We start from the raw sequence: 20,088 nt of genomic DNA on the forward strand, positions 1-20,088 counted from the left end.
TTAAGATGTTGGAAGGGGGCAAAATAAGCGCAGCGCAGCTCGCGTGCATGATGTATCTATCGCTTCAAGCTACGGCTACGCTGGCTTCGCCTGCGCTAATATACGGCATCGCTCAAAACGATATGTACCTTGCGCCATTGCTAGGCTGCCTAGGCGGCTTCCTGACTGTTTATATTGCGATGTTCCTCCATCGGCAGTATCCTAGCCAGACGTTCTTCCAGTATAGCGAGTCGATTCTCGGGCCCTGGCTCGGCAAACTGGTCAGTTTGTCCTTTCTGCTCGTTTGCCTGCTGATGAATGCCTATCAGCTTCGCCAGTTTTCGGAGCTGATGAATCTTGCCTTTATGACTCTTTCGCCTCCTGCCGTATTCACCTGTACCATGGTTCTAGTCGGGTCGATCGCCGTTCGGCTAGGGGTCGAGATCATAGGCAGGCTATCACTGCTGTTCACGCCAATCATCGTCATTATCGTTGTCATTCTCGTGCTGCCGCTCATACAAGGCATGGAGCCCGATCAAGTGCTCCCTTTTTTGGATAAAGGGGCTATGCCCGTCGTTAAAGGAGCTGCCATGCTGCAAATCTGGTTTCCGCTTTACATTTATTCCACCATGTTCTTGCCATATGTATCCAATATCAACAAAGCTGCTCGATGGTTGTCGTACTCCGTTTGCTGGGTCACGCTCACATTCACAATAACCTTCCTTTATGTGATCATGTCGATTGGAGCTGCCACTCAGCTGTTTTCCTATCCATTCCTGCTGCTCAGCCGATACGCCGCCATCGCGAGCTTCATGACCCATCTGGATTCATTAATTATGATCATGTGGGTGCTTGACGTGTTTATACGTACGATTGTCATGTATTATGCTGCTGTTTCTGGCATTGCCCAAATGTGTAAGCTGCCGTCCTACAAACCGCTTATTCTGCCCATAGGCTTGTGGATCGTCATTCTGTCCTTCTGGTCCATACCCGATCTCTCCACCTTTAACGAGAACATCGGAAAGCTGCTGATTTTTGTTTATTGCTATGCCCATCTTGGCATCCCACTCTTCCTTTACGTTGCCGCATTAATCAGGAAGATAATCGCGCCCAATAAGCAGCCGCCTACAACGAGTAATCAAGGAGTGCAACCAAATGGAACAAGGTAAAATATCCAGCGCCCAGTTAGCATGCTTATTTTTTATGGCGGCGTTATCGACATCCATGCTAACAGGGCCATCTTTCATTTTCACCCTTGCCGATCGTGACATGTGGCTATCTGCCGTTCTCTCGCCTCTGATTGGAATGCCGCTCATATTCATTATCATTTTCCTGCATAAGCTATTTCCTGGCCAAACGATCATGCAATACAATCGCACCCTGCTCGGCAAATCCGTAGGCACATTGCTAAGCCTCCTGTTCCTGTTTAATCTGCTTATTCTCAACGGCATCCAGACCCGGCAGTTTTTCGACTTCATGTCGCAAAATTACTTTGCCAAAACGCCGGGCATCCTATTTGCCGCAAGCATGACGCTGATCGGAGCCATTGCCATCCGCTGCGGTGTCGAAATCATCTGCCGTATTGCCATGCTGCTGACGCCGCTTATTATATTGATCGTATTCGCGATTATCCTGCCGCTTACGAAGGAGATTGACCTCGGTCGATTGCTTCCCATTATGGAAAATGGTTTCGTTCCCGTAGCCAAAGGCACAATCGCGCTGCAGACCTGGTTTTCGATGTATGCCTATATGTCCTTTTTTCTGCCCTTTGTTTCGAATCCGAAGCGCCTCTTCCATTGGGGGAGTATGGCTGCCCTTTGGACGGCAGCTACTTTCTTGAGCGCCTTCGTCTATATCGTCGGCGTACTCGGAGAAGCGGTGTCCAACTACATGTACCCCTTAATGATTCTTAGCCGTTATGTAGAGATATTCGAATTTATCGAGCACTTGGATTCCTTGCTCATGCTGTTTTGGGTGCTAGATGTTTTTTTAAGAACCTGCATGACCTATTTCGCCGTCACTGCGGGCTTTGCCCAGTTATTCGGCACCATCAATATGCGCGCGATTGTGATGCCAGTCGGCCTTCTCATCCTTTGCTTCTCTTTCTGGTCGATACCTAATTTAACGGCGTTCCGGTCCATGACCTCTATCTACACCATTTACTATATTGCCATCAACATGGCATATCCCTGCTTGCTCCTTGCCATCGCGAAGTTGCGAGGCTTTCGCCCCCCGCCCTCTAGTCCAGACGAGCAAACGCTCAGCATGAATGGAGCGAATGCTCCGTCCTAAACACACAAAAAACCGTAAGCCCCTCCAACGGGAGACTTACGGTTTCATTACGTTCGCCTGTTATTCAGAAGATCCCCTGCCAAACAGCCGTTTCATTTTACCCCACGCTCCAGTTGCATCTGTAACTGGCACAGCTAAAGAAGGAATCAGCTCGTCATCAACCAGCAGCTGGGCGTTACGCTTATAAGACGCAGCAATGTGGCCTCCCAACTTATCCGCGACCTTCCCATAAGCCTCTTCTAAGCGAAAGCTTCTCCGATCGCAATGATGGGCGTCAGATGAGACCAGATGAATGAGCCCTTGCCTGCACATTGTCCATGCCACACGTTCAATCGCCTTGCCAAACGAACCAATTAGCGAATGGGCCGTTACCTGCGCTAAAGCCCCTAATTCAATAAGGCGCAACAGCTTGCCCGTATCATTGGCTAGCTCGCGATTACGCTCAGGATGCGCGATGACGGGAGTGATTCCTTTCAGGGATAGCTCATAGATCAGCTCAGGAACACCTTCCGGAACGGAACCAGATGGAAGCTCGAGCAACAAATATCGCGAGCCTGCGAGCGTTACTAACTCCCCCTGCTCCAAATGGTCCAGCAGCTCCTTATGATACCGTACTTCTTGTCCATGCCGAACCAATAGCGGAATGCCAGCCGCACGTAGCCGTTCATTTAACTGTGCGGTCAACGCGACGACATCACTCGCCTTGTTATAATAGCGTTCATCCGCATGATGGGGTGTCGCGACGACCGCCGTAATTCCTCCAGCAACGGCCGCGCGTGCAAGCGCTAAGGATTCCTCCCAGTCACCAGCTCCATCATCAATGCCAGGAAGGATATGCGTGTGGATATCAATCATACGGACACCTCGTTCGACAGACATCTTTATTTTAATAATTATGTACGTCATTATAGCACAGAAGTGTCCAAATACAGATATAACCAAAAAGAAACACCGCCACAAGGACGGTGTTTCTTCTTATCGGACCGCCGCAAACGCGGAGCAGAACGATTATTTTCTGATGCTGATCCGGTTCAATGCACGTTGAAGGGCAAGCTCTGCACGGCGATAGTCAACCTCGTCGCGTTTTGCGTTGAGGCGCTCCTCAGCACGTTGCTTCGATGCTTCAGCACGAGCGAGGTCGATGTCGCCAGCCAGCTCAGCGCTCTCCGCAAGGATAACAACTTTATCCTTGCGAATCTCGATGAAACCGCCAGAAACAGCAAGTGTCTCTGTAGCGCCGTCCTTCTTGATGACAACCGGGGCGATGCGAAGAGGGGTTACGAGCGGAATGTGGTTCGGCAAAATGCCGAGCTCACCGTCCGCGCCCTTCACGCTCACCATGTTGACTTCCTGCGCGTACACTTTACGCTCAGGCGTAACAATCTCTAATAAAAGGGTGCTCATGTGAAATCCTCCCGCCTATCGCTTTACAGCGTTTTAGCTTTCGCCACAGCATCTTCGATCGTACCGACGTTATGGAATGCTGGTTCTGGAAGATTGTCATGCTTACCTTCGAGAATTTCTTTGAAGCTGCGAACCGTTTCTTTAACCGGTACGTAAACGCCCGGAATACCGTTGAACGCTTCAGCAACGTGGAGCGGCTGCGACAAGAAGTTCTGGATACGGCGCGCACGAAGAACGGTGAGTTTGTCTTCTTCGGACAACTCGTCCATACCGAGAATCGCGATGATATCGAGAAGCTCTTTATAGCGCTGCAAAATTTTCTTAACGGATTGAGCAACTTGGTAGTGCTCTTCACCGAGAATTTCTGGCGTCAGGATACGCGAAGACGAAGCAAGCGGGTCAACCGCTGGGAAGATACCCATTGCAGCGATGTTACGCTCAAGGTTTGTCGTTGCATCCAAGTGGGCAAACGCCGTTGCTGGAGCCGGGTCCGTATAGTCATCGGCAGGAACGTAGATTGCTTGAATGGAAGTAACGGAACCTTTTTTCGTTGACGTGATACGCTCTTGCAATTGGCCCATTTCCGTTGCGAGTGTAGGCTGGTAACCTACCGCGGACGGCATACGGCCGAGCAATGCGGATACTTCGGAACCTGCTTGCGTGAAGCGGAAGATGTTATCGACGAACAGAAGTACATCGCGGCCTTCAACGTCACGGAAATACTCAGCCATCGTAAGGCCCGTCAGTGCTACGCGAAGACGCGCGCCTGGAGGCTCATTCATCTGGCCGAATACCATCGCCGTTTTTGCAATAACGCCGGAGTCGCTCATCTCGTGGTAAAGGTCATTACCTTCACGAGTACGCTCACCAACGCCGGCGAATACGGAGATACCGCCGTGCTCTTGTGCGATGTTGTTGATCAATTCTTGCATCGTTACCGTTTTGCCTACGCCTGCACCGCCGAAGAGGCCGATTTTGCCGCCCTTCGCGTATGGAGCCATCAAGTCGATAACTTTGATGCCTGTTTCAAGCATTTCTTGCTGTGTCGACAGCTCTTCGAATTCTGGAGCTTGACGGTGAATTGGGTTTGCAATCGAACGGTCTACCGCACCGTTGTTGTCGATTGGATCGCCAAGTACGTTAAATACACGGCCGAGTGTTGCAGGGCCTACTGGTACCGTAATCGGAGCGCCTTGGTCTACGGCTTCCGTTCCCCGTACCAATCCGTCCGTCGTAGACATTGCTACGCAACGAACCAGGTTATCGCCAAGGTGAGTTGCAACTTCAACCGTCAGGTTGATGTCGACTTCGCCCGGGTTTTGAGCTTTCTTTTCAATCTTGATTGCATTAAGAATCTCAGGCAGATGGCCGTTGTCGAACGCAATGTCAACAACCGGACCCATTACCTGGACTACACGTCCCTTGCTCATTCCTGTACCTCCTTATTGTTATCATTCGCAGCCTCATTACCGTACCGCTGGTTAAGCAGCACGGTCTCTTATGAAACCGCATTGAACGAAACTTTATTGCTGCGCGTTCGCTCCGCCAACAATTTCCGCGATTTCTTGCGTAATTGCTGCCTGACGTGCACGGTTGTACGTCAACGTCAAGCTTGCAATCATCTTCGTCGCGTTCTTCGTTGCGTTGCCCATCGCGGTCATGCGTGCGCCGTGCTCACTCGCTTTGCCTTCCAATACAGCACTGTAAATAACAGTCTCTGCGTATTTCGGAAGGAGATTGTCGAGCACCTTCTCAGGTGACGGCTCATATTCATAGCTCGCGCTCGTTGCACCCGTCAATTGCGACTGATCCAGCGGAAGCAGTTGCTTGAGGGTAGGCACTTGCGAGATTGCATTAATAAATTGGTTGTACACCAGATAAAGCTCGTCATATTTGCCGGATTCGAAGCCTTGAACAGCTGCTGCTGCCAAAGTTTTGATATCAGCAAATCTTGGAGAGTCGGAAAGCCCGATAACTTCTTCAACGATCGCAATGTTGCGGCGCTTGAAGTAGTCACGGCCTTTACGTCCGATGACGAATAGGTCGTATTCAGCAGGAGACTTATGCTTCTCCTGAATCGTCGTCCATACTTTACGAAGCAAGTTGGCATTGTAACCACCTGCAAGGCCGCGGTCCGAAGTAACGACCAAGTAAGCCGAACGCTTCACTTCGCGGCTTTGCAGCATGGGATGCTTAACCGTGCCTCCGCCCGATGCAATGCTCGCTACGACTTCTTTGATTTTGTCGGTATATGGACGTGATGCTAGTGCAGCATCCTGGGCTCTTTTGAGCTTAGCGGATGATACCATCTCCATTGCCTTCGTAATCTGTTTCGTATTTTGCGTGCTTTTGATCGAACGCTTGATTTCGCGCATACCTTTAGCCATTCGTTGTCACCACCTTATTACCGGGCTTAAGGGGGAAACCGAAGATTCCCCTTTACCCAGTTCTATTCCGCGTTATTGTGAAGAAATGGTTTATACCGACGCTGCAAAGCTTTTCTTGAATGCGTTGATCGCATCAACAAGCGCTTTCTCGTTGTCGGAAGTCAAATCTTTCGTGTCGCGGATGGAAGCGAAAATTTCTGGCTTGTTTGCATCCACGTAAGCAAGGAATTCTGCTTCGAAACGACGTACATCTTGTACTGGAATATCGTCAACATGTCCGCGCGTAACTGCGTAGATTGCAACTACTTGGCGTTCTACAGCAAGTGGAGCATTGATGCCTTGCTTCAGAATTTCAAGCGTACGCTCACCACGGTTCAGGCGGGATTGCGTTACTTTATCGAGGTCGGAACCGAAAGCGGCGAATGCTGCGAGTTCACGGTACTGAGCAAGGTCAGTTTTGAGCGTGCCCGCAACTTTTTTCATCGCTTTGATTTGAGCCGAGCTACCTACACGGGATACAGAGTTACCTACGTTAACCGCAGGACGCTGGCCGGAGTAGAACAGGTCGGACTCGAGGAAGATCTGTCCGTCCGTAATCGAGATTACGTTCGTAGGAATATATGCAGAGATATCGCCTGCTTGCGTCTCGATGAATGGAAGGGCAGTCAAGGAACCGCCACCCAGTTCGTCGTTCAGCTTAGCTGCGCGCTCGAGAAGACGGGAATGCAGGTAGAATACGTCACCTGGATAAGCTTCCCGGCCCGGAGGACGGCGGAGCAAGAGCGAAAGCTCACGGTATGCAGCAGCTTGCTTGGACAGGTCATCATAAACAACGAGAACGTGCTTGCCGTTGTACATGAAGTATTCGCCCATCGAGCAGCCCGTGTAAGGTGCGATGTACAAGAGTGGGGATGGCTCGGATGCGCTCGCCGTTACGACGATCGTGTAATCCAAAGCGCCTTGTTTACGCAGCGATTCAACAACGGTACGAACCGTCGATTGTTTTTGGCCGATTGCAACGTAAATACAAATAACGCCGTTGCCTTTTTGGTTAACAATCGTGTCGATCGCGATTTGCGTTTTACCCGTTTGGCGGTCGCCGATGATCAATTCCCGTTGGCCGCGGCCGACTGGGATCATCGCGTCGATTGCTTTAATGCCCGTTTGCATTGGCTCGAATACCGATTTACGGGCCATAACGCCCGGTGCTGGCGATTCGATTGGACGCGTAGCCGTCGTGTTGATCGGGCCATTGCCGTCAACTGGCTCACCCAGTGCGTTAACAACGCGGCCGAGCAGCGCTTCGCCTACAGGAACTTCCATGATGCGGCCGGTACGTTTAACTTGGTCGCCTTCACGGATGCCTTTGTATTGGCCCATGATTACGACACCGACATTGCTTTCCTCGAGGTTGAGTGCCATGCCGATTACGCCGTTGGAGAACTCCAAGAGCTCACCTTGCATCGCATTCTCAAGGCCGTGAACGCGGGCGATACCGTCACCGACGGAGATTACCGTACCAACGTCAACCACTTGAATTTCGGATTTATATTGTTCGATCTGTTGCTTCAGCAGAGTGCTGATTTCATCAGGTCTGATACTCAATTCGCTCACCCCTATCTACAGTGCTCGTTTGTTCAACGATTTTTGCAAACGATCCAATTTGCCCGCCAAGCTTCCATCGTACAGACGGTCGCCGATGCGAACTTGAATGCCGCCGAGCAAAGCTGGTTCTACAACTTGCTCTGCCGTAATTTTCTTGCCAGTCAATCCGCTGAATTGTGTTGCCACGTTGCCAAGCTCCTCTGCGCTAAGCGCTTGCGCTGTATATACCGTCGCGCGCGCTTGGCCGAGTGCCTCACCTGCGATTTTCACGTATGCGCCGTATACGTCGCTGATGACGTTTTGACGGCCGTTCGCAAGGAGCAGCTCCAGCGTATTCAATACGATAAAGGAAACCCGATCCGCAAACACGCTGCGGAGCAGCTCGCTCTTGCGAGCAGCGTCAACCGATGGAAGCGCCAGAAACTTCTGGACGTCCGAATCGCTCGTGATTGCCTGTACAATCAGCTTCAGTTGGTCTTCAACTTCTGCGACAACCTGCTGCTGCTGTGCAATATCAAACAAAGCTTTGGCGTAGCGCTTCGCTACTACGACATCGCGGCTCATTTGCTTCCTACCTCTTTCAGGTATTGGTTAACGAGCTGCTCTTGCGACTTCTCATCGATTTGTTTCTCGATGATCTTCGAAGCGATTTTAACGGACATGCCGCCAACTTCGCCGCGGAGCGCTGCAATTGCTTTGTTTTTCTCGCTCTCGATATCTTTAACTGCATCGTCTTTCAGGCGGGACGCTTCCGTCTTCGCGGTAACGATAATGTCGTCCGCTTGTTTGGAGCTTGTCGCTTTTGCCTGTTCGATGATGTCATAAGCTTCTTTGCGTGCTTGTTGAAGCGCTTGTTTCTGCTCTTCCAAATGTTGCGCTGCTTGGCTGCGGCTGTTCTCTGCGTTGTCAAGCTGGCTTTGGATCAGCTCTTTGCGCTGCTCCATAATGCCAAGCAGAGGGCCGAACGCATAACGCTTCAATAGCAGAAAGAGAATCAGAAACGCCGCTAATTGGATGAAAAACGTGGACCAAGTGATATGCACTGGGCGTCACTCCCTTCTTTAGCAATCGGTATTACACGTGCGTACACGGATCATTCATTGTAAGGAGGAAAGCCCGTATTGCATCTTGCGGATGAACCGGACTTTCCTGTCGAACATAAGGAATGGCGCGGAGGCTAGGCACTCCCCGCCATTCCTGTTTATGCGGTTATTAAGCTTGGCCTTGGAACATGAATGCCAAGACGAGCGTGATAACTGGAAGTGCCTCGACGAGTGCGACACCGATGAACATCGTCGTTTGAAGCGTACCGCGGAGCTCAGGCTGACGGGAGATACCCTCAACCGTGCGACCTACGATCAGACCGTTACCAATACCTGCGCCAAGTGCGCCCAAACCGAATACGATTGCTGCTGCAACCAATGCTAAAGCTCCCATTAGAAAAATCCTCCCTTAAATATGTTTGAATGTATTGAGGCCTGCAAGACAGGCCGTTGTTCCTGTACTTCTGAAAAAACCTAGTTGTTAGCATCCGTTAACACGGACTAATGCTTCTCTTCGTGAACGACCGCTTGCGACATGTAAACCATCGTCAACATGACGAAGACGAAAGCCTGAATCGCGCCGACGAATACGCTGAAGCCTTGCCATACGACGAGCGGGATAATCCCCACCCATCCCAGACCGCTTACGATAACGCCGATCATAACCTCGCCGGCAAAGATGTTGCCGTAGAGACGAAGCGCAAGCGACAGTGGCTTGGACACTTCCTTGATCAGGTTCAATGGCAGGAATGGCACATACGGCTCGAAGTAGTGTTTGAAGTAATGCTTCGTGTTGCGGCGCATGCCTTCGATGTGCGTAAGCAGGATAACGATAACCGTCAATGCAGCCGTAACCGCTACGTCAGCCGTAGGCGATTTCCACCAAGCGACGTGAGCTTCGCTCTCGCCTCCTAGGTCCAGCTCCATGCCGAAAATCGATGCGCCATGATGCACTTCCGTCGCAATGCCGAACGGCAAGCCGAGCATGTTGCCGACAAAGATATACATGATCAGGGAAAGGCCCAGAATCAGATACGGTTTGCCCTTCTTGAAGTCCATCGTCGTGCCAATAATGTTGACTACAAATTCGATAACCCATTCCAGGAAATTCTGCATCTTGGTAGGCTTATCCACCGACATACCGCGCACGGATACGAGCGCCAGCACGAGCACGATGATGCTGGTGACAATGATCATGAAGATGGCCGCGAGGTCAAATTCAATTCCCCATTTGTGAACGACAGGAAAAATATGATCCATTAGTTGTTTTCACCCCTTTCATCGAGGGATTGCTTATTCTCCCGCTTGCGCATGGTCCAAAATCCCAGTATGAGTGTTGCCAATTGGGCGACAATTAATCCAGCGGCAACTGCCTCAATACGGAAATCGAACGTTCTTGTCGCGATAACTGCCGCTAGTATCCCGATGCAGGCCCGGGTAAGATAGCCAAGCGTTGAACGCCTGTTCCCGCCCGCCGCCGCGTTTTCACCGATACGGATTACTTTCCAGCCAAGGTGAAGCGCATTCACCAAGCTTGCGGCTGTTCCAATGACAAGACCGCCCCACCATGCTTGCTGCGCCGGAAAAACAGCCCAACATACACAGCAAACGGACAAAAAAAAGAACGTCAATCGTGTAACGGTTTTCAGGTAGGCCGACAAGTTGTCTCTCAAGTACCTCTGCCCCCCGTAAACACCCGTATTAGAAAATAGATCGTTACGACGCCGACGCTAAGGCCTGCAAGCAGTCCGACCAAGTACCAATAGTTCGTGCCATAAGCGGCATCCGCTTTCGTACCGAGCCAAACGCCCACCCCTAAACATACGGCAAGGTCAGCCCCGACGGTGCCGACCAGCCCCATTGCGCGCCAAGGATTGTCCCCAAGGCCACTGTCCCGCGCGTTTCGATTATTTTCCGAAGGTGGTTTTTCATTGGACGGATTCATGAGGAATCACTCCAAAACTCTCATTTATTTTAGCGAAGCTCCCACCGTTCTGTCAATTCATATAAATTCAAACATTTAGTGAACGGTGCTCCGAAAACCCTTATGCAGCAAGGATTTTCGGAATTTAAAACCGTACAGTACAACTGTATGCTGTAGTCTTCTAGAGATGCCTCGCTCCCACCTCGAAACTATGAACGTTGTGTGAACGGAACCGGACGGTTGTCCGTTCTTCCAAAATGGTGCAGCAGCCCTTGAACGATGCGAACAGATGCTTGTCCATCGCCATAAGGATTGGCCGCTTTGCTCATCCGCTCGTACAGTTCAGAATCGCTTAACAGCGCTCTCGTCCGCTCATAAACGTCAGCTTCCTCTGTCCCTACGAGCTCCAGCGTACCGGCATCAACGCCCTCTGGGCGCTCTGTCGTGTCACGCAGCACAAGAACGGGCACGCCATACGATGGCGCTTCCTCTTGCAAGCCGCCCGAATCGGTCAGTATGAGGTGGGTATGCGGATAGAAGTTATGCAAGTCGACGACATCGAGCGGATCGATCAGCTTAATGCGCGGATGGTCGCCTAGAATCGCCTGAGCCGGCTCTTTTACCGCTGGGCTTGGATGCACCGGATAGACGATCGCAATATCTTCGAACTCGTCCGCGATGCGGCGTACCGCGTTGAAAATGTTGCGGTGCGGCTCGCCCTGCGACTCGCGGCGATGCGCTGTCATCAGCACTAAGCGTTTGCCTTCCGCCCAGTCAAGCACCGGGTGAGTGAAGCCTTCTTTGACCGTGTATTGGAATACATCCGTTACAGTGTTGCCCGTAACGTAGATGCGTTCTTCCGGCTTGTTTTCCTTGCGCAGGTTGCCTGCCGACCATTGCGTTGGGGCAAAATGAACGTCCGCGAGAACGCCAGTCAATTGGCGGTTCATCTCTTCTGGATACGGCGAAAGCTTGTTCCACGTCCGAAGGCCGGCTTCTACGTGGCCCACTTGAATCTGCTGCAAGAACGCCGCATAGCTTGCTAGGAACGTCGTAAGCGTGTCGCCGTGAACTAGCACGATGTCAGGCTTCGCTTCGCGCAGCACGGGCTCAAGGCCCTGCAGAACACGGATCGTGATCTCGTTGAGCGTCTGGCGGTCCTTCATCACATCAAGATCATAATCCGGCTGGATGTTGAACACTTCCAACACCTGGTCGAGCATCTGGCGATGCTGTGCCGTTACGCAAACAATCGACTCAATTTGTTCAGGGTGGCGCTGCAGTTCCAAAATAAGGGGCGCCATCTTAATTGCTTCCGGCCGAACGCCGAATATGGTCATTACTTTTAATTTAGACAAAACGAATCTTCATCTCCCTTAGCATGCTTGCAGATAGAATAAATTAATGGGTGCCAAACATCCGGTCGCCCGCATCGCCAAGGCCAGGCACGATATAGCCATGGTCATTGAGCTTCTCATCGAGCGCCGCGGTATAGATATCAACATCCGGGTGCGCTTTTTGAAGCGCCTCTACGCCCTCAGGAGCGGCGATTAAGCACATCATCTTAATCTGCTCACATCCGCGTTTCTTGAGCGAGTCAATCGCTGCAATGGCAGAACCGCCGGTAGCCAGCATCGGGTCAATAACGATGAGCAGGCGATTCGTCGCATCCGTAGGCAGATTAATATAATACTCGACAGGCTGGAGCGTCTGCGGATCGCGGAACAAGCCGATATGCCCGACTTTGGCAGCAGGAATTAGCTTTAGCATTCCATCCACCATTCCAAGCCCTGCGCGCAGGATTGGGATCAGCCCAAGCATCCGGCCGGATACGACTTTCGACTCCGTCACTTGGACAGGCGTTTCCACCTGCACCGTTTCAAGCCGCACGTTACGCGTTATTTCATATGCCATCAAGGTGCCGACTTCGTCGACGAGTTCCCGGAAGTCCTTCGTATTCGTGTTTTTGTCACGGATAAAGGTGAGCTTATGCTGGATTAACGGATGGTCGCAAATGACCAATTTGCTCATGTTGTGTTGCCTCCCTGATTATGCCTTGGGTAAATACCCCGTTTATTATAGCATTGTAAAAGGCGCGTTGCATCCCAAGCTATCCAGTCGCCGTATCCCCTTATGCCACGCGATTTTGGGTGGTCCAATACGCTAGCTAATCGCCGCCTCCGCCGCAGGAAGATCCACAAGAGGAACCGCAAGACGAGCCGCTGCTGCATGAGCTGTCCCCGCCGCCATGGGAAGAAGAATCGCCATCTCCATGATGGTGGTTATGATGATGCGAGCCGCCGCCCGAATCACTGCCTGTCGAGCATTGATTCGTCGAGCTGTTCCCTGAGGCATGGCGCTTCTGCTCATCCGTAAGCGATTCATCCATTCGTTGCGATACATAATTAGGCTCCAAAATCGAATAGTACAGCAGCATCCCTCCGCCTGCCATGCTAACCATATCGAAATCATCATTTCTGCCCGCCCTGCGGGACGAAGACGCTTGCCGCTTGCGCGCGCCAGTCACCTGCCGCTTAGCCGCTTCGATTAAATGCGTAATTGTTGCATCCAAATCACTGTGAAGTGCTGCTGTATCACGCCGGAATAACGACTCCCGGAGCGATTGCCCGTCACTGAACTCCAATTGCTCTAACTGGCTTGCCTTTAAAGGATGCCGATAGAACGAGCCCCATAACTTCCCGCTGGCCGGCGACATCCCGAAAAGCTCTGAGTACGCCCAATCAAACCAAGCCCGGCTTCCGGCATCCGGCTTATTATCTCCCGGGCCATGCGGCGCATGATGAATATAAACGCCGCAGAACCGTTGGCAAAACGTTTCGTATTCCCGCGTAAACATGAGCATTTGATGCCATACATCATCGGCCTTTGCGCTGTACATCGGCACGTTGCGAAGCAATGCGCATAACAAGAAAAACCGTTTAAGCTCAAACCATGTCCACTGCCATTCCGCGTCCGTCATCTTAGGGCTCGCCTGAAGCACCCGATCATGCACCCGCGATTCGAAGCCCTCTTCCAATGCTGCTTCCAATCGTTCGGCCGCACTGCGGGCAGGATGCCCGAACGGCAGCCCTAACGCAACAGGAGGCGGTTCTTGTGGAAATGCTCTGCCTAACCCTCTTCCACGGCCTCCATGTTGCTTATTTCGATTGGATAGATTGCCAAATACGATCGCGATTACGATGATACCAACAACGAACAAAAGTGCCTCCATGCCGAGATACCTCCCCAAACATTCCCATGATTGACAACAGTATAACATAGCCAACCCTGCCGAAGGGCACAAAAAGCCCCCAGCTCCAATAAGGAGAGGGGGCTCGAGGTTAACCGCGCGAGGTGCGCAGTTGATTAATAAGCCATGCCCGGGTAGAGCGGGAATTGCGCAGTCAGCGCTTGAACTTTGCCGCGAGCTTCCGCCAGAACAGCTTCGTCCTTCGGATTCTTCAGCGTCATTGCGATTACTTCTGCAATGACTTTCATTGCGTCCGTGTTCATGCCGCGTGCCGTAGCCGCTGGCGTACCGATCCGAATGCCGCTCGTTACGAACGGGCTGGTAGGGTCGAATGGAATCGCGTTTTTGTTACACGTAATTTGAACGGAATCAAGTACATGCTCTGCTTCTTTGCCTGTGATGTTCAGGTTGCGGAGGTCGATCAGCATGAGATGGTTGTCCGTACCACCGGAAACGAGGTTCAGGCCGTGCCCAACAAGCGCATCAGCAAGCACGCGTGCATTGTCGACAACGTTTTGGCCATACTCTTTGAACGAAGGCTCAAGCGCCTCGCCCAAAGCAACAGCTTTTGCCGCGATAACGTGCATGAGCGGTCCGCCTTGGGAACCTGGGAATACCGCTTTATCGATTGCTGCAGCCCAAGGCTTGCGGCAAAGGATCATGCCGCCGCGCGGTCCGCGAAGCGTTTTGTGCGTCGTCGTCGTTACAAAGTGTGCATGCGGCACTGGGCTCGGATGCAGGCCAGCAGCAACAAGGCCCGCGATGTGAGCCATGTCAACCATGAACAGCGCGCCTACGTCTTGTGCGATTTGGCCAAGCTTCTCGAAATCGATAATGCGCGGATATGCGCTTGCGCCGGCTACGATCAGGCGTGGACGGTGCTTGAACGCCAGCTTGCGAACTTCTTCATAATCGATCGTGGAAGAGTCCTCTTGTACGCCATAAGGAACGAAGTTGTAAAGAAGGCCCGATGCGTTAACTGGGCTGCCGTGCGTCAAGTGGCCGCCATGCGCCAGGTTCATGCCCAGAACCGTGTCGCCAGGGTTGAGGCATGCCAAGTATACAGCCATGTTTGCTTGTGCGCCGGAGTGAGGCTGCACGTTCGCGTGCTCAGCGCCGAACAGCTCTTTTGCGCGGTCGCGTGCGATATTTTCGACGATATCGACATGCTCACAGCCGCCATAGTAGCGTTTGCCTGGGTAGCCTTCCGCATATTTATTCGTCAGCACTGTGCCCATTGCTTCGATAACAGCTTCACTAACGATATTCTCGGATGCGATCAGCTCGATGTTGTCGCGTTGGCGTTTCAATTCAAGTCCGAGTGCTTCTACAACTGCTGGGTCTTGTTTACGTAGGTTTTCCATTCTCAATATCCTCCTCTAATGGCCATGCTTATATGGTTAAGCTCAAAAAAAGCTCTTGCTGGATCTCTGGCGAATCTATTCTATTACTCTCGAAACTCCCGTTACTTACAGGTGCCGCTATTTTGCCCGGCTGGCTGCTCCAGTTCATAAACCGCTCTAGCGCCGCCAATCAGCTTCGGCCTTGCGAATGCCATCGTCACATGCGCCGCCCCAATGGTGCGTACGGATGGACGAACGGGTACAGCTACTGCCCGCAGATGCATCCCGATAAACGTATCGCCGATATCGATGCCGGCATGCGCGCGAACGCCTTCAACGAGCACAGCATCTGGGAGCGCCCGATACGCGTATGCGGCCATAGAGCCGCCCGCCTTCGGCACAGGCACTGCTGCCACTTCTTCTAGCCCATAGCGATCAGCTGCTTCACGCTCAACAACAAGCGCCCGATTCAGATGCTCACAGCATTGAAATAACGGATAAAAGCCAATTTCAGCCCGAATCGATTCAACGCCTGCGAAAATAGCTTCTGCTGCTAACGTCGTGCCGGATGTCCCGATTCGCTGGCCGAGCACCTCGCTCGTGCTGCAGCCAATCACGACTAATTGGCCGCGTTTCAGGTTGCCCGCGGCAGCCAGCTCGCGCAGCGCCGTTATAACAGATTGCTCAACTGCCGTGGCCTGTTCCTGGCCAAATGCCGCCGCACTCATCGCCATTACCTCCGATTCGGGTCTAGACGTGATTCGAAACCTGCTTTTCAATATTCATCACTTTATTGATGCGCCCAACATGGCGTTCGCCATTGGAGAATGGCGTTTCCAGCCAGATGCGTACAATCTCTTCCGCGATGCCAAAGCCCAGTACGCGTTCGCCCAATGCGAGCACGTTCGTATCATTGTGGTCACGCGTCGCTTTAGCTGAGAACGTGTCCTGTACGAGCGCACAACGAATCCCTTGCACTTTATTCGCTGCAATTGACATGCCAATGCCCGTGCCGCAAATCAGAATGCCGCGATCCGCTTCGCCCTTCACTACCGCTTCGCATACAGGAAGCGCATAATCCGGGTAATCGACGGACTGGTCACAGCTGCACCCAACATCTTGCACTTCATGGCCAAGCGATTGGATGATCGGAACTAAAACTTCTTTCAGACGGTAGCCGCCATGGTCGGCCCCAATCGAAATCTTCATGAACGTTGATCCTCCTTAGGATTGCGCGATTGCGATAGCCTTAGTATACCTAATTTGTCCGAGTTACACGATAGCCCGTACACCCGAAAAAAAGCAAAAAGAGCATAACGCGCTCACGCACGATGCTCTTTGCCCAGGCGACCGGCCGTATATTCCGATGCTCCACCGTGGTATCCCACTTCGTCGCCAGTTACATCGGAAACCGATAATTTGATTTCATTTTACTCCAACCTATCGGCAAAATCAATCCTAAAACGAATGGGTCGCCGCCCAAATTAACGTCCATCCCCAGCCTCGCCCAGTTTGTCCAGAAGCTTGTCCACCGCCGCCTCGATCTCCGCCGCACAGCTCTCATACACCGGCAACGGCCCGCCGAACGGATCCGCAACATCGAAGTTCGGGATTCGCTTCTCCAGCTCCAGCATGCGAGTGCGCTCTGCTGCCGCCATCTGCTGCCCCAGCGCCTGCTTCATTTGCCATTCCGTGTATAAACGCTCCAGCTCTTCGAGATCAGCGGCTGTATTGGCATTAAGCGCCGTGTATTCCATCAGCGTATGCGTTTTCTCAAGCGCCTCTGGGAAACGCGCTATTAAACTCCGCTTATGTGCAGAGGTCATCGTCAAAATAAGATCCGCCCACTCCACAGACGGCTTGCCGAGCGCTCGGCTCACGCCCTCATGCGCCACACGCTTGCGCTTTAGCGTCTCCGCTGCATGGGCTGAAATCGGCAGCCCGTCCACGGTCGAAACGCCCGCTGAACGGATCTCGAGGCTGATGGAGCGGCTTGCCGCCCGATCGCGCATGATGGCTTCTGCCATCGGTGACCGGCACGTATTGCCAGTACAAACGAACAATATTCGTTTCACTTAGATGCCAATCCCCTTTCAGTTAGAACACAAATAGTAGCCCAAACGTCAGCAAAATAATGCCGCCGCACGCCTCACCATATTCCCCAAGGCTGCGGCTCGCGCGGCGTCCCAACAACAGTCCTAGCACAGACATCAGGCCGCCAAAAAATCCGAATAGCATCACCGTGTATAACACATCAGCCGCAAACATGCCCAGCGAAACGCCGACTGAGAAGGAATCGACGCTTACGCTGAAGGCGAACAACAGCATTCCCCAGCCCGTCTGATGGTTCACGCCAGGGCTATCGCCGCCTCGGAACGAGTTATACACCATATGCCCGCCAAGCAGCAGCAACAGAATGCCCGCGGCACGCGAAGCAACGTTGCCCAGCAGCTCGCTTACATACTGCCCAGCTGTCATGCCGAGCAAGGGCATGAGCACGTGGAACAACGCAATAATCGCACTAAGCAGCAAAATCCGTTTCAGCCCTATGCCCTTCATTCCTATTCCAACGCCCAGCGAAAAAGCATCCATCCCAAGCGCAATAGCCATAATAAGCAGTGTTAACCATTCTCCGGCACCCATACTCGAACCCAGCATTCATCCATCTCCCCCGCGTGGCCCCATAGTTGTACCACTTTATGCGGACGAGCGATGAAACATGTTTCGGCAAAGCTAAACGTGAATGATTTGGTGGCCCGCTGCTTTCTCCAGGCGGTTCATGAGCGCCAAGCCAATGCCCTCGCTGGAGCAAGCCTCTGCCCATATTCGCTGGACATCGCGGGCGTCGAATTCCCGCAAGGCGACGTACAACCCTTGTGCCGCTGTCTCAAGCTTCATCAAGCTGCCGCAGGAAATGACAACGTCGGCATCATAACTCGCCGCATGCTCATCATAAGTGAGCACGCCGGTTATTTCGCCTTGCTCCTTAGCTGCCCGCACCGCTTCTGCAATATAAGCGCGGACGTTGTCCGGCTCGCCGTGAACCAGCAGCATGCTGCCGCGCGGCGCGTAATGCGTATATTTCATGCCAGGGGACCGCGGCGCGGCAGCCGCTTCCAACGATTCGTCCAGCAGCACGGTTGGCGCCACTTCACGAAGCTGCGCTGGCGTAATACCACCCGGCCGCAAGATGCGAACGACGCCTTGCGCTTCCACAAGAACGACGGTCGATTCCAGCCCAACCCCAGTCGGGCCGCCGTCCACGATTCCATCGATGAGCCCATCTAAATCTTCACGTACATGCTCAGCTAATGTCGGGCTGGGCCGTCCAGAGCGATTAGCGCTAGGTGCAGCAACAGGGCAACCGGACTCAGTGATCAACCGCAAGGCAACCTCGTGATCCGGCATTCGCACCGCCACAGTGTTCAGCCCTGCGGTTACGCGTGGCGACACCGCCCCTTCGAGCGCAGGGAGGACGAGCGTTAACGGTCCTGGCCAGAAGCGGCGCATAAGCGCCTTTTCCGTATCGCCGTACGGTTGCACCAGCGTTTGCAGCTGCTCCTCCTTGGCGATATGGACGATCAACGGGTTGTCGGATGGGCGGCCTTTGGCGGCAAACACGCTCTCTACTGCAGCTGTCTGCCGTGCATCCGCACCTAATCCGTATACGGTCTCTGTCGGAAAAGCGATTGTTCCGCCTGCACGCAGAAGCTTCGCGGCAGCCGCAATTGCGGCTTGATCCGCCTCTCCTTGCGCCTTTGAATCCCCCTTCACCTGCCAGAATTGCGTCTTTATAGTCATAGAAGCGATCCATTCCTTGTCATTTTACATTTTATGAGCACCATGCTTAATCTTCTCTAGTATAACACATCAAAGCCGGCTGCTTGCGCATGCCGGCTGTAATTGCGGGAATATTGGGATGGGGAATAATTAAGCGAATAAGGACCGGAAAAATCCAATAATAGCTTCAAAAATCTCAACGATAAAAAACTTGGCTTTCGGCGTTTCGGCCGACGCTGTTTGTTCCTTTTGAGCATGCTCCGTTTTCCCTGCCTTGCCTGCTTCGGCCTGCTTCACTAGTGCCTGCTCGTTGCCATTGGCTTTCGTTTTCGATTTAGACACCTTAGCCGAGGCATCTTGCTTGTTCTCTGCTTGATCAGCCGGCGCTGCGGCCGCCACAGGCTCAGCCTCACCCGATGCAGCGTCTACAAAACATAATGGCGGGAAGAGCACGCACCACCAATTTTGTCCGGCACCATCGCCAAGCGTGATGCGAAGCGCCTCGTAATCGCCAGCAGGGTAAACGCGGCTTCCATACATTTTGGTAGGGAATGGAACGACAGCCAGCTCAGCTTTGAATCCATAATCGAAGCCGCGAATCTCGAGCTCATGGGCAACGATTGCCTCAATCTCCCCCATGTGCAAGCGAATCGTCTGGCGTGCAGCTTCAATCGTGGACGGGCCAGCGACCCAGCCATTCATCGCTTTCACAACAGCATCACGCACATGGCGTTTCACCGCTTGGTCAACCGGATTGTCCGAGTTAGCGAGAATGCGCAAGCGGATCGACTGCTCCGGAATCGCTCCTTCAACAGCTGCCGCATCCGTTCGCACTTGCTCCCAGCTCATCACTAACACGAATAATGCAATAACAAGATAGCCATACATCGGACGATATGCAAAACGGCTGCGCCGCGGCTTTTCACTTTCACTGGAAACAACTTTAGCAGGAACGTTAACATCAGAAGAATTAAGATCAGAAGCAGCAACATCAGAAGAACTAACCGAATAATAGGAATGATGGCGGATCATAGACACAAGCCCCTCTCAGGCACCCGTCGGCGCTAGCTTGCGTTCCGGA

The 20,088-nt window shown here is 52.6% G+C and carries 23 protein-coding genes and 1 riboswitch; of the genes, 2 read left to right on the forward strand and 21 right to left on the reverse strand.

The window, feature by feature from the left end:
* Positions 1-5 precede the first annotated feature (5 nt).
* Both GON22_RS04020 and GON22_RS04025 read left to right on the forward strand, forming a co-directional pair.
* The gene (locus GON22_RS04020; protein WP_160394823.1) at positions 6-1,148 is read left to right on the forward strand and encodes a GerAB/ArcD/ProY family transporter; all 1,143 of its coding nucleotides are present in this window, start codon (positions 6-8) and stop codon (positions 1,146-1,148) included.
* Complete coding sequence (locus GON22_RS04025; protein ID WP_160394824.1) at positions 1,135-2,271, forward strand: GerAB/ArcD/ProY family transporter; 1,137 nt, start codon at positions 1,135-1,137, stop codon at positions 2,269-2,271. Before GON22_RS04020 ends, GON22_RS04025 begins: the two co-directional genes overlap by 14 nt.
* A gap of 60 nt (positions 2,272-2,331) precedes the next feature.
* On the opposite strand, the gene GON22_RS04030 is transcribed toward GON22_RS04025, so the two are convergent.
* From GON22_RS04030 to spoIIR, 21 genes are all read right to left on the reverse strand, one after another.
* A complete protein-coding gene (locus GON22_RS04030) occupies positions 2,332-3,126 on the reverse strand; it encodes a tyrosine-protein phosphatase (protein WP_160394825.1) in 795 nt (264 codons plus the stop codon).
* 153 nt (positions 3,127-3,279) lie between these two features.
* On the reverse strand, positions 3,280-3,675 hold the full coding sequence (locus GON22_RS04035) for a F0F1 ATP synthase subunit epsilon (protein WP_160394826.1): 396 nt from the start codon (positions 3,673-3,675) through the stop codon (positions 3,280-3,282).
* A 23-nt stretch (positions 3,676-3,698) separates the two neighbouring features.
* Positions 3,699-5,105: a F0F1 ATP synthase subunit beta gene (gene atpD, locus GON22_RS04040; RefSeq protein ID WP_006040072.1), complete on the reverse strand. Its 1,407-nt coding sequence runs from the start codon at positions 5,103-5,105 to the stop codon at positions 3,699-3,701.
* Between the two features lie 93 nt (positions 5,106-5,198).
* Positions 5,199-6,062 carry an ATP synthase F1 subunit gamma gene (atpG, locus tag GON22_RS04045; RefSeq protein ID WP_160394827.1) on the reverse strand — a complete coding sequence of 288 codons (864 nt, stop codon included), beginning with the start codon at positions 6,060-6,062 and terminating at the stop codon, positions 5,199-5,201.
* 90 nt (positions 6,063-6,152) lie between these two features.
* Complete coding sequence (gene atpA / locus GON22_RS04050) at positions 6,153-7,667, reverse strand: F0F1 ATP synthase subunit alpha (protein ID WP_006040074.1); 1,515 nt, start codon at positions 7,665-7,667, stop codon at positions 6,153-6,155.
* A gap of 15 nt (positions 7,668-7,682) precedes the next feature.
* Positions 7,683-8,231, reverse strand: coding sequence for a F0F1 ATP synthase subunit delta (locus GON22_RS04055; protein ID WP_160394828.1), 549 nt, complete (start codon positions 8,229-8,231; stop codon positions 7,683-7,685).
* A complete protein-coding gene (gene atpF, locus GON22_RS04060) occupies positions 8,228-8,710 on the reverse strand; it encodes a F0F1 ATP synthase subunit B (RefSeq protein ID WP_160394829.1) in 483 nt (160 codons plus the stop codon). The genes GON22_RS04055 and atpF overlap by 4 nt, the downstream gene beginning before the upstream one ends.
* Positions 8,711-8,879: 169 nt before the next feature.
* Positions 8,880-9,104, reverse strand: a complete 225-nt coding sequence (gene atpE, locus GON22_RS04065) for a F0F1 ATP synthase subunit C (RefSeq protein WP_160394830.1) — start codon at positions 9,102-9,104, stop codon at positions 8,880-8,882.
* Positions 9,105-9,211: 107 nt separating this feature from the next.
* Positions 9,212-9,970 (reverse strand): F0F1 ATP synthase subunit A, encoded by a 759-nt coding sequence (atpB, locus tag GON22_RS04070; RefSeq protein WP_160394831.1) that lies wholly within the window; start codon positions 9,968-9,970, stop codon positions 9,212-9,214.
* Positions 9,970-10,383: an ATP synthase subunit I gene (locus GON22_RS04075; RefSeq protein WP_160394832.1), complete on the reverse strand. Its 414-nt coding sequence runs from the start codon at positions 10,381-10,383 to the stop codon at positions 9,970-9,972. Before GON22_RS04075 ends, atpB begins: the two co-directional genes overlap by 1 nt.
* Positions 10,380-10,655, reverse strand: a complete 276-nt coding sequence (locus GON22_RS04080; RefSeq protein ID WP_160394833.1) for an AtpZ/AtpI family protein — start codon at positions 10,653-10,655, stop codon at positions 10,380-10,382. The genes GON22_RS04075 and GON22_RS04080 overlap by 4 nt, the downstream gene beginning before the upstream one ends.
* A gap of 188 nt (positions 10,656-10,843) precedes the next feature.
* Positions 10,844-11,992: a non-hydrolyzing UDP-N-acetylglucosamine 2-epimerase gene (wecB, locus tag GON22_RS04085; protein ID WP_160394834.1), complete on the reverse strand. Its 1,149-nt coding sequence runs from the start codon at positions 11,990-11,992 to the stop codon at positions 10,844-10,846.
* 43 nt (positions 11,993-12,035) lie between these two features.
* Entirely contained in the window at positions 12,036-12,665 is a 630-nt protein-coding gene (gene upp / locus GON22_RS04090) for a uracil phosphoribosyltransferase (RefSeq protein WP_160394835.1), read from the reverse strand.
* Positions 12,666-12,801: 136 nt separating this feature from the next.
* Positions 12,802-13,866, reverse strand: a complete 1,065-nt coding sequence (locus GON22_RS04095) for a hypothetical protein (RefSeq protein ID WP_160394836.1) — start codon at positions 13,864-13,866, stop codon at positions 12,802-12,804.
* A gap of 134 nt (positions 13,867-14,000) precedes the next feature.
* Complete coding sequence (gene glyA / locus GON22_RS04100) at positions 14,001-15,248, reverse strand: serine hydroxymethyltransferase (protein WP_160394837.1); 1,248 nt, start codon at positions 15,246-15,248, stop codon at positions 14,001-14,003.
* Between the two features lie 101 nt (positions 15,249-15,349).
* Positions 15,350-15,955, reverse strand: coding sequence for a TIGR01440 family protein (locus GON22_RS04105; protein WP_160394838.1), 606 nt, complete (start codon positions 15,953-15,955; stop codon positions 15,350-15,352).
* A 22-nt stretch (positions 15,956-15,977) separates the two neighbouring features.
* The gene (rpiB, locus tag GON22_RS04110) at positions 15,978-16,436 is read right to left on the reverse strand and encodes a ribose 5-phosphate isomerase B (RefSeq protein WP_160394839.1); all 459 of its coding nucleotides are present in this window, start codon (positions 16,434-16,436) and stop codon (positions 15,978-15,980) included.
* 124 nt (positions 16,437-16,560) lie between these two features.
* Positions 16,561-16,640: riboswitch (ZMP/ZTP riboswitch) on the reverse strand.
* Positions 16,641-16,711: 71 nt separating this feature from the next.
* The gene (locus GON22_RS04115) at positions 16,712-17,302 is read right to left on the reverse strand and encodes an arsenate reductase/protein-tyrosine-phosphatase family protein (RefSeq protein WP_160394840.1); all 591 of its coding nucleotides are present in this window, start codon (positions 17,300-17,302) and stop codon (positions 16,712-16,714) included.
* Between the two features lie 22 nt (positions 17,303-17,324).
* On the reverse strand, positions 17,325-17,885 hold the full coding sequence (locus GON22_RS04120) for a manganese efflux pump MntP (protein ID WP_160394841.1): 561 nt from the start codon (positions 17,883-17,885) through the stop codon (positions 17,325-17,327).
* Positions 17,886-17,960: 75 nt separating this feature from the next.
* Complete coding sequence (locus GON22_RS04125; RefSeq protein ID WP_160394842.1) at positions 17,961-19,028, reverse strand: L-threonylcarbamoyladenylate synthase; 1,068 nt, start codon at positions 19,026-19,028, stop codon at positions 17,961-17,963.
* A gap of 129 nt (positions 19,029-19,157) precedes the next feature.
* A complete protein-coding gene (gene spoIIR / locus GON22_RS04130; RefSeq protein ID WP_160394843.1) occupies positions 19,158-20,039 on the reverse strand; it encodes a stage II sporulation protein R in 882 nt (293 codons plus the stop codon).
* Positions 20,040-20,088: the final 49 nt, after the last annotated feature.

The sequence above is a fragment of the Paenibacillus sp. MMS18-CY102 genome, from assembly GCF_009789195.1.
Taxonomy (GTDB): domain Bacteria; phylum Bacillota; class Bacilli; order Paenibacillales; family Paenibacillaceae; genus Paenibacillus_T.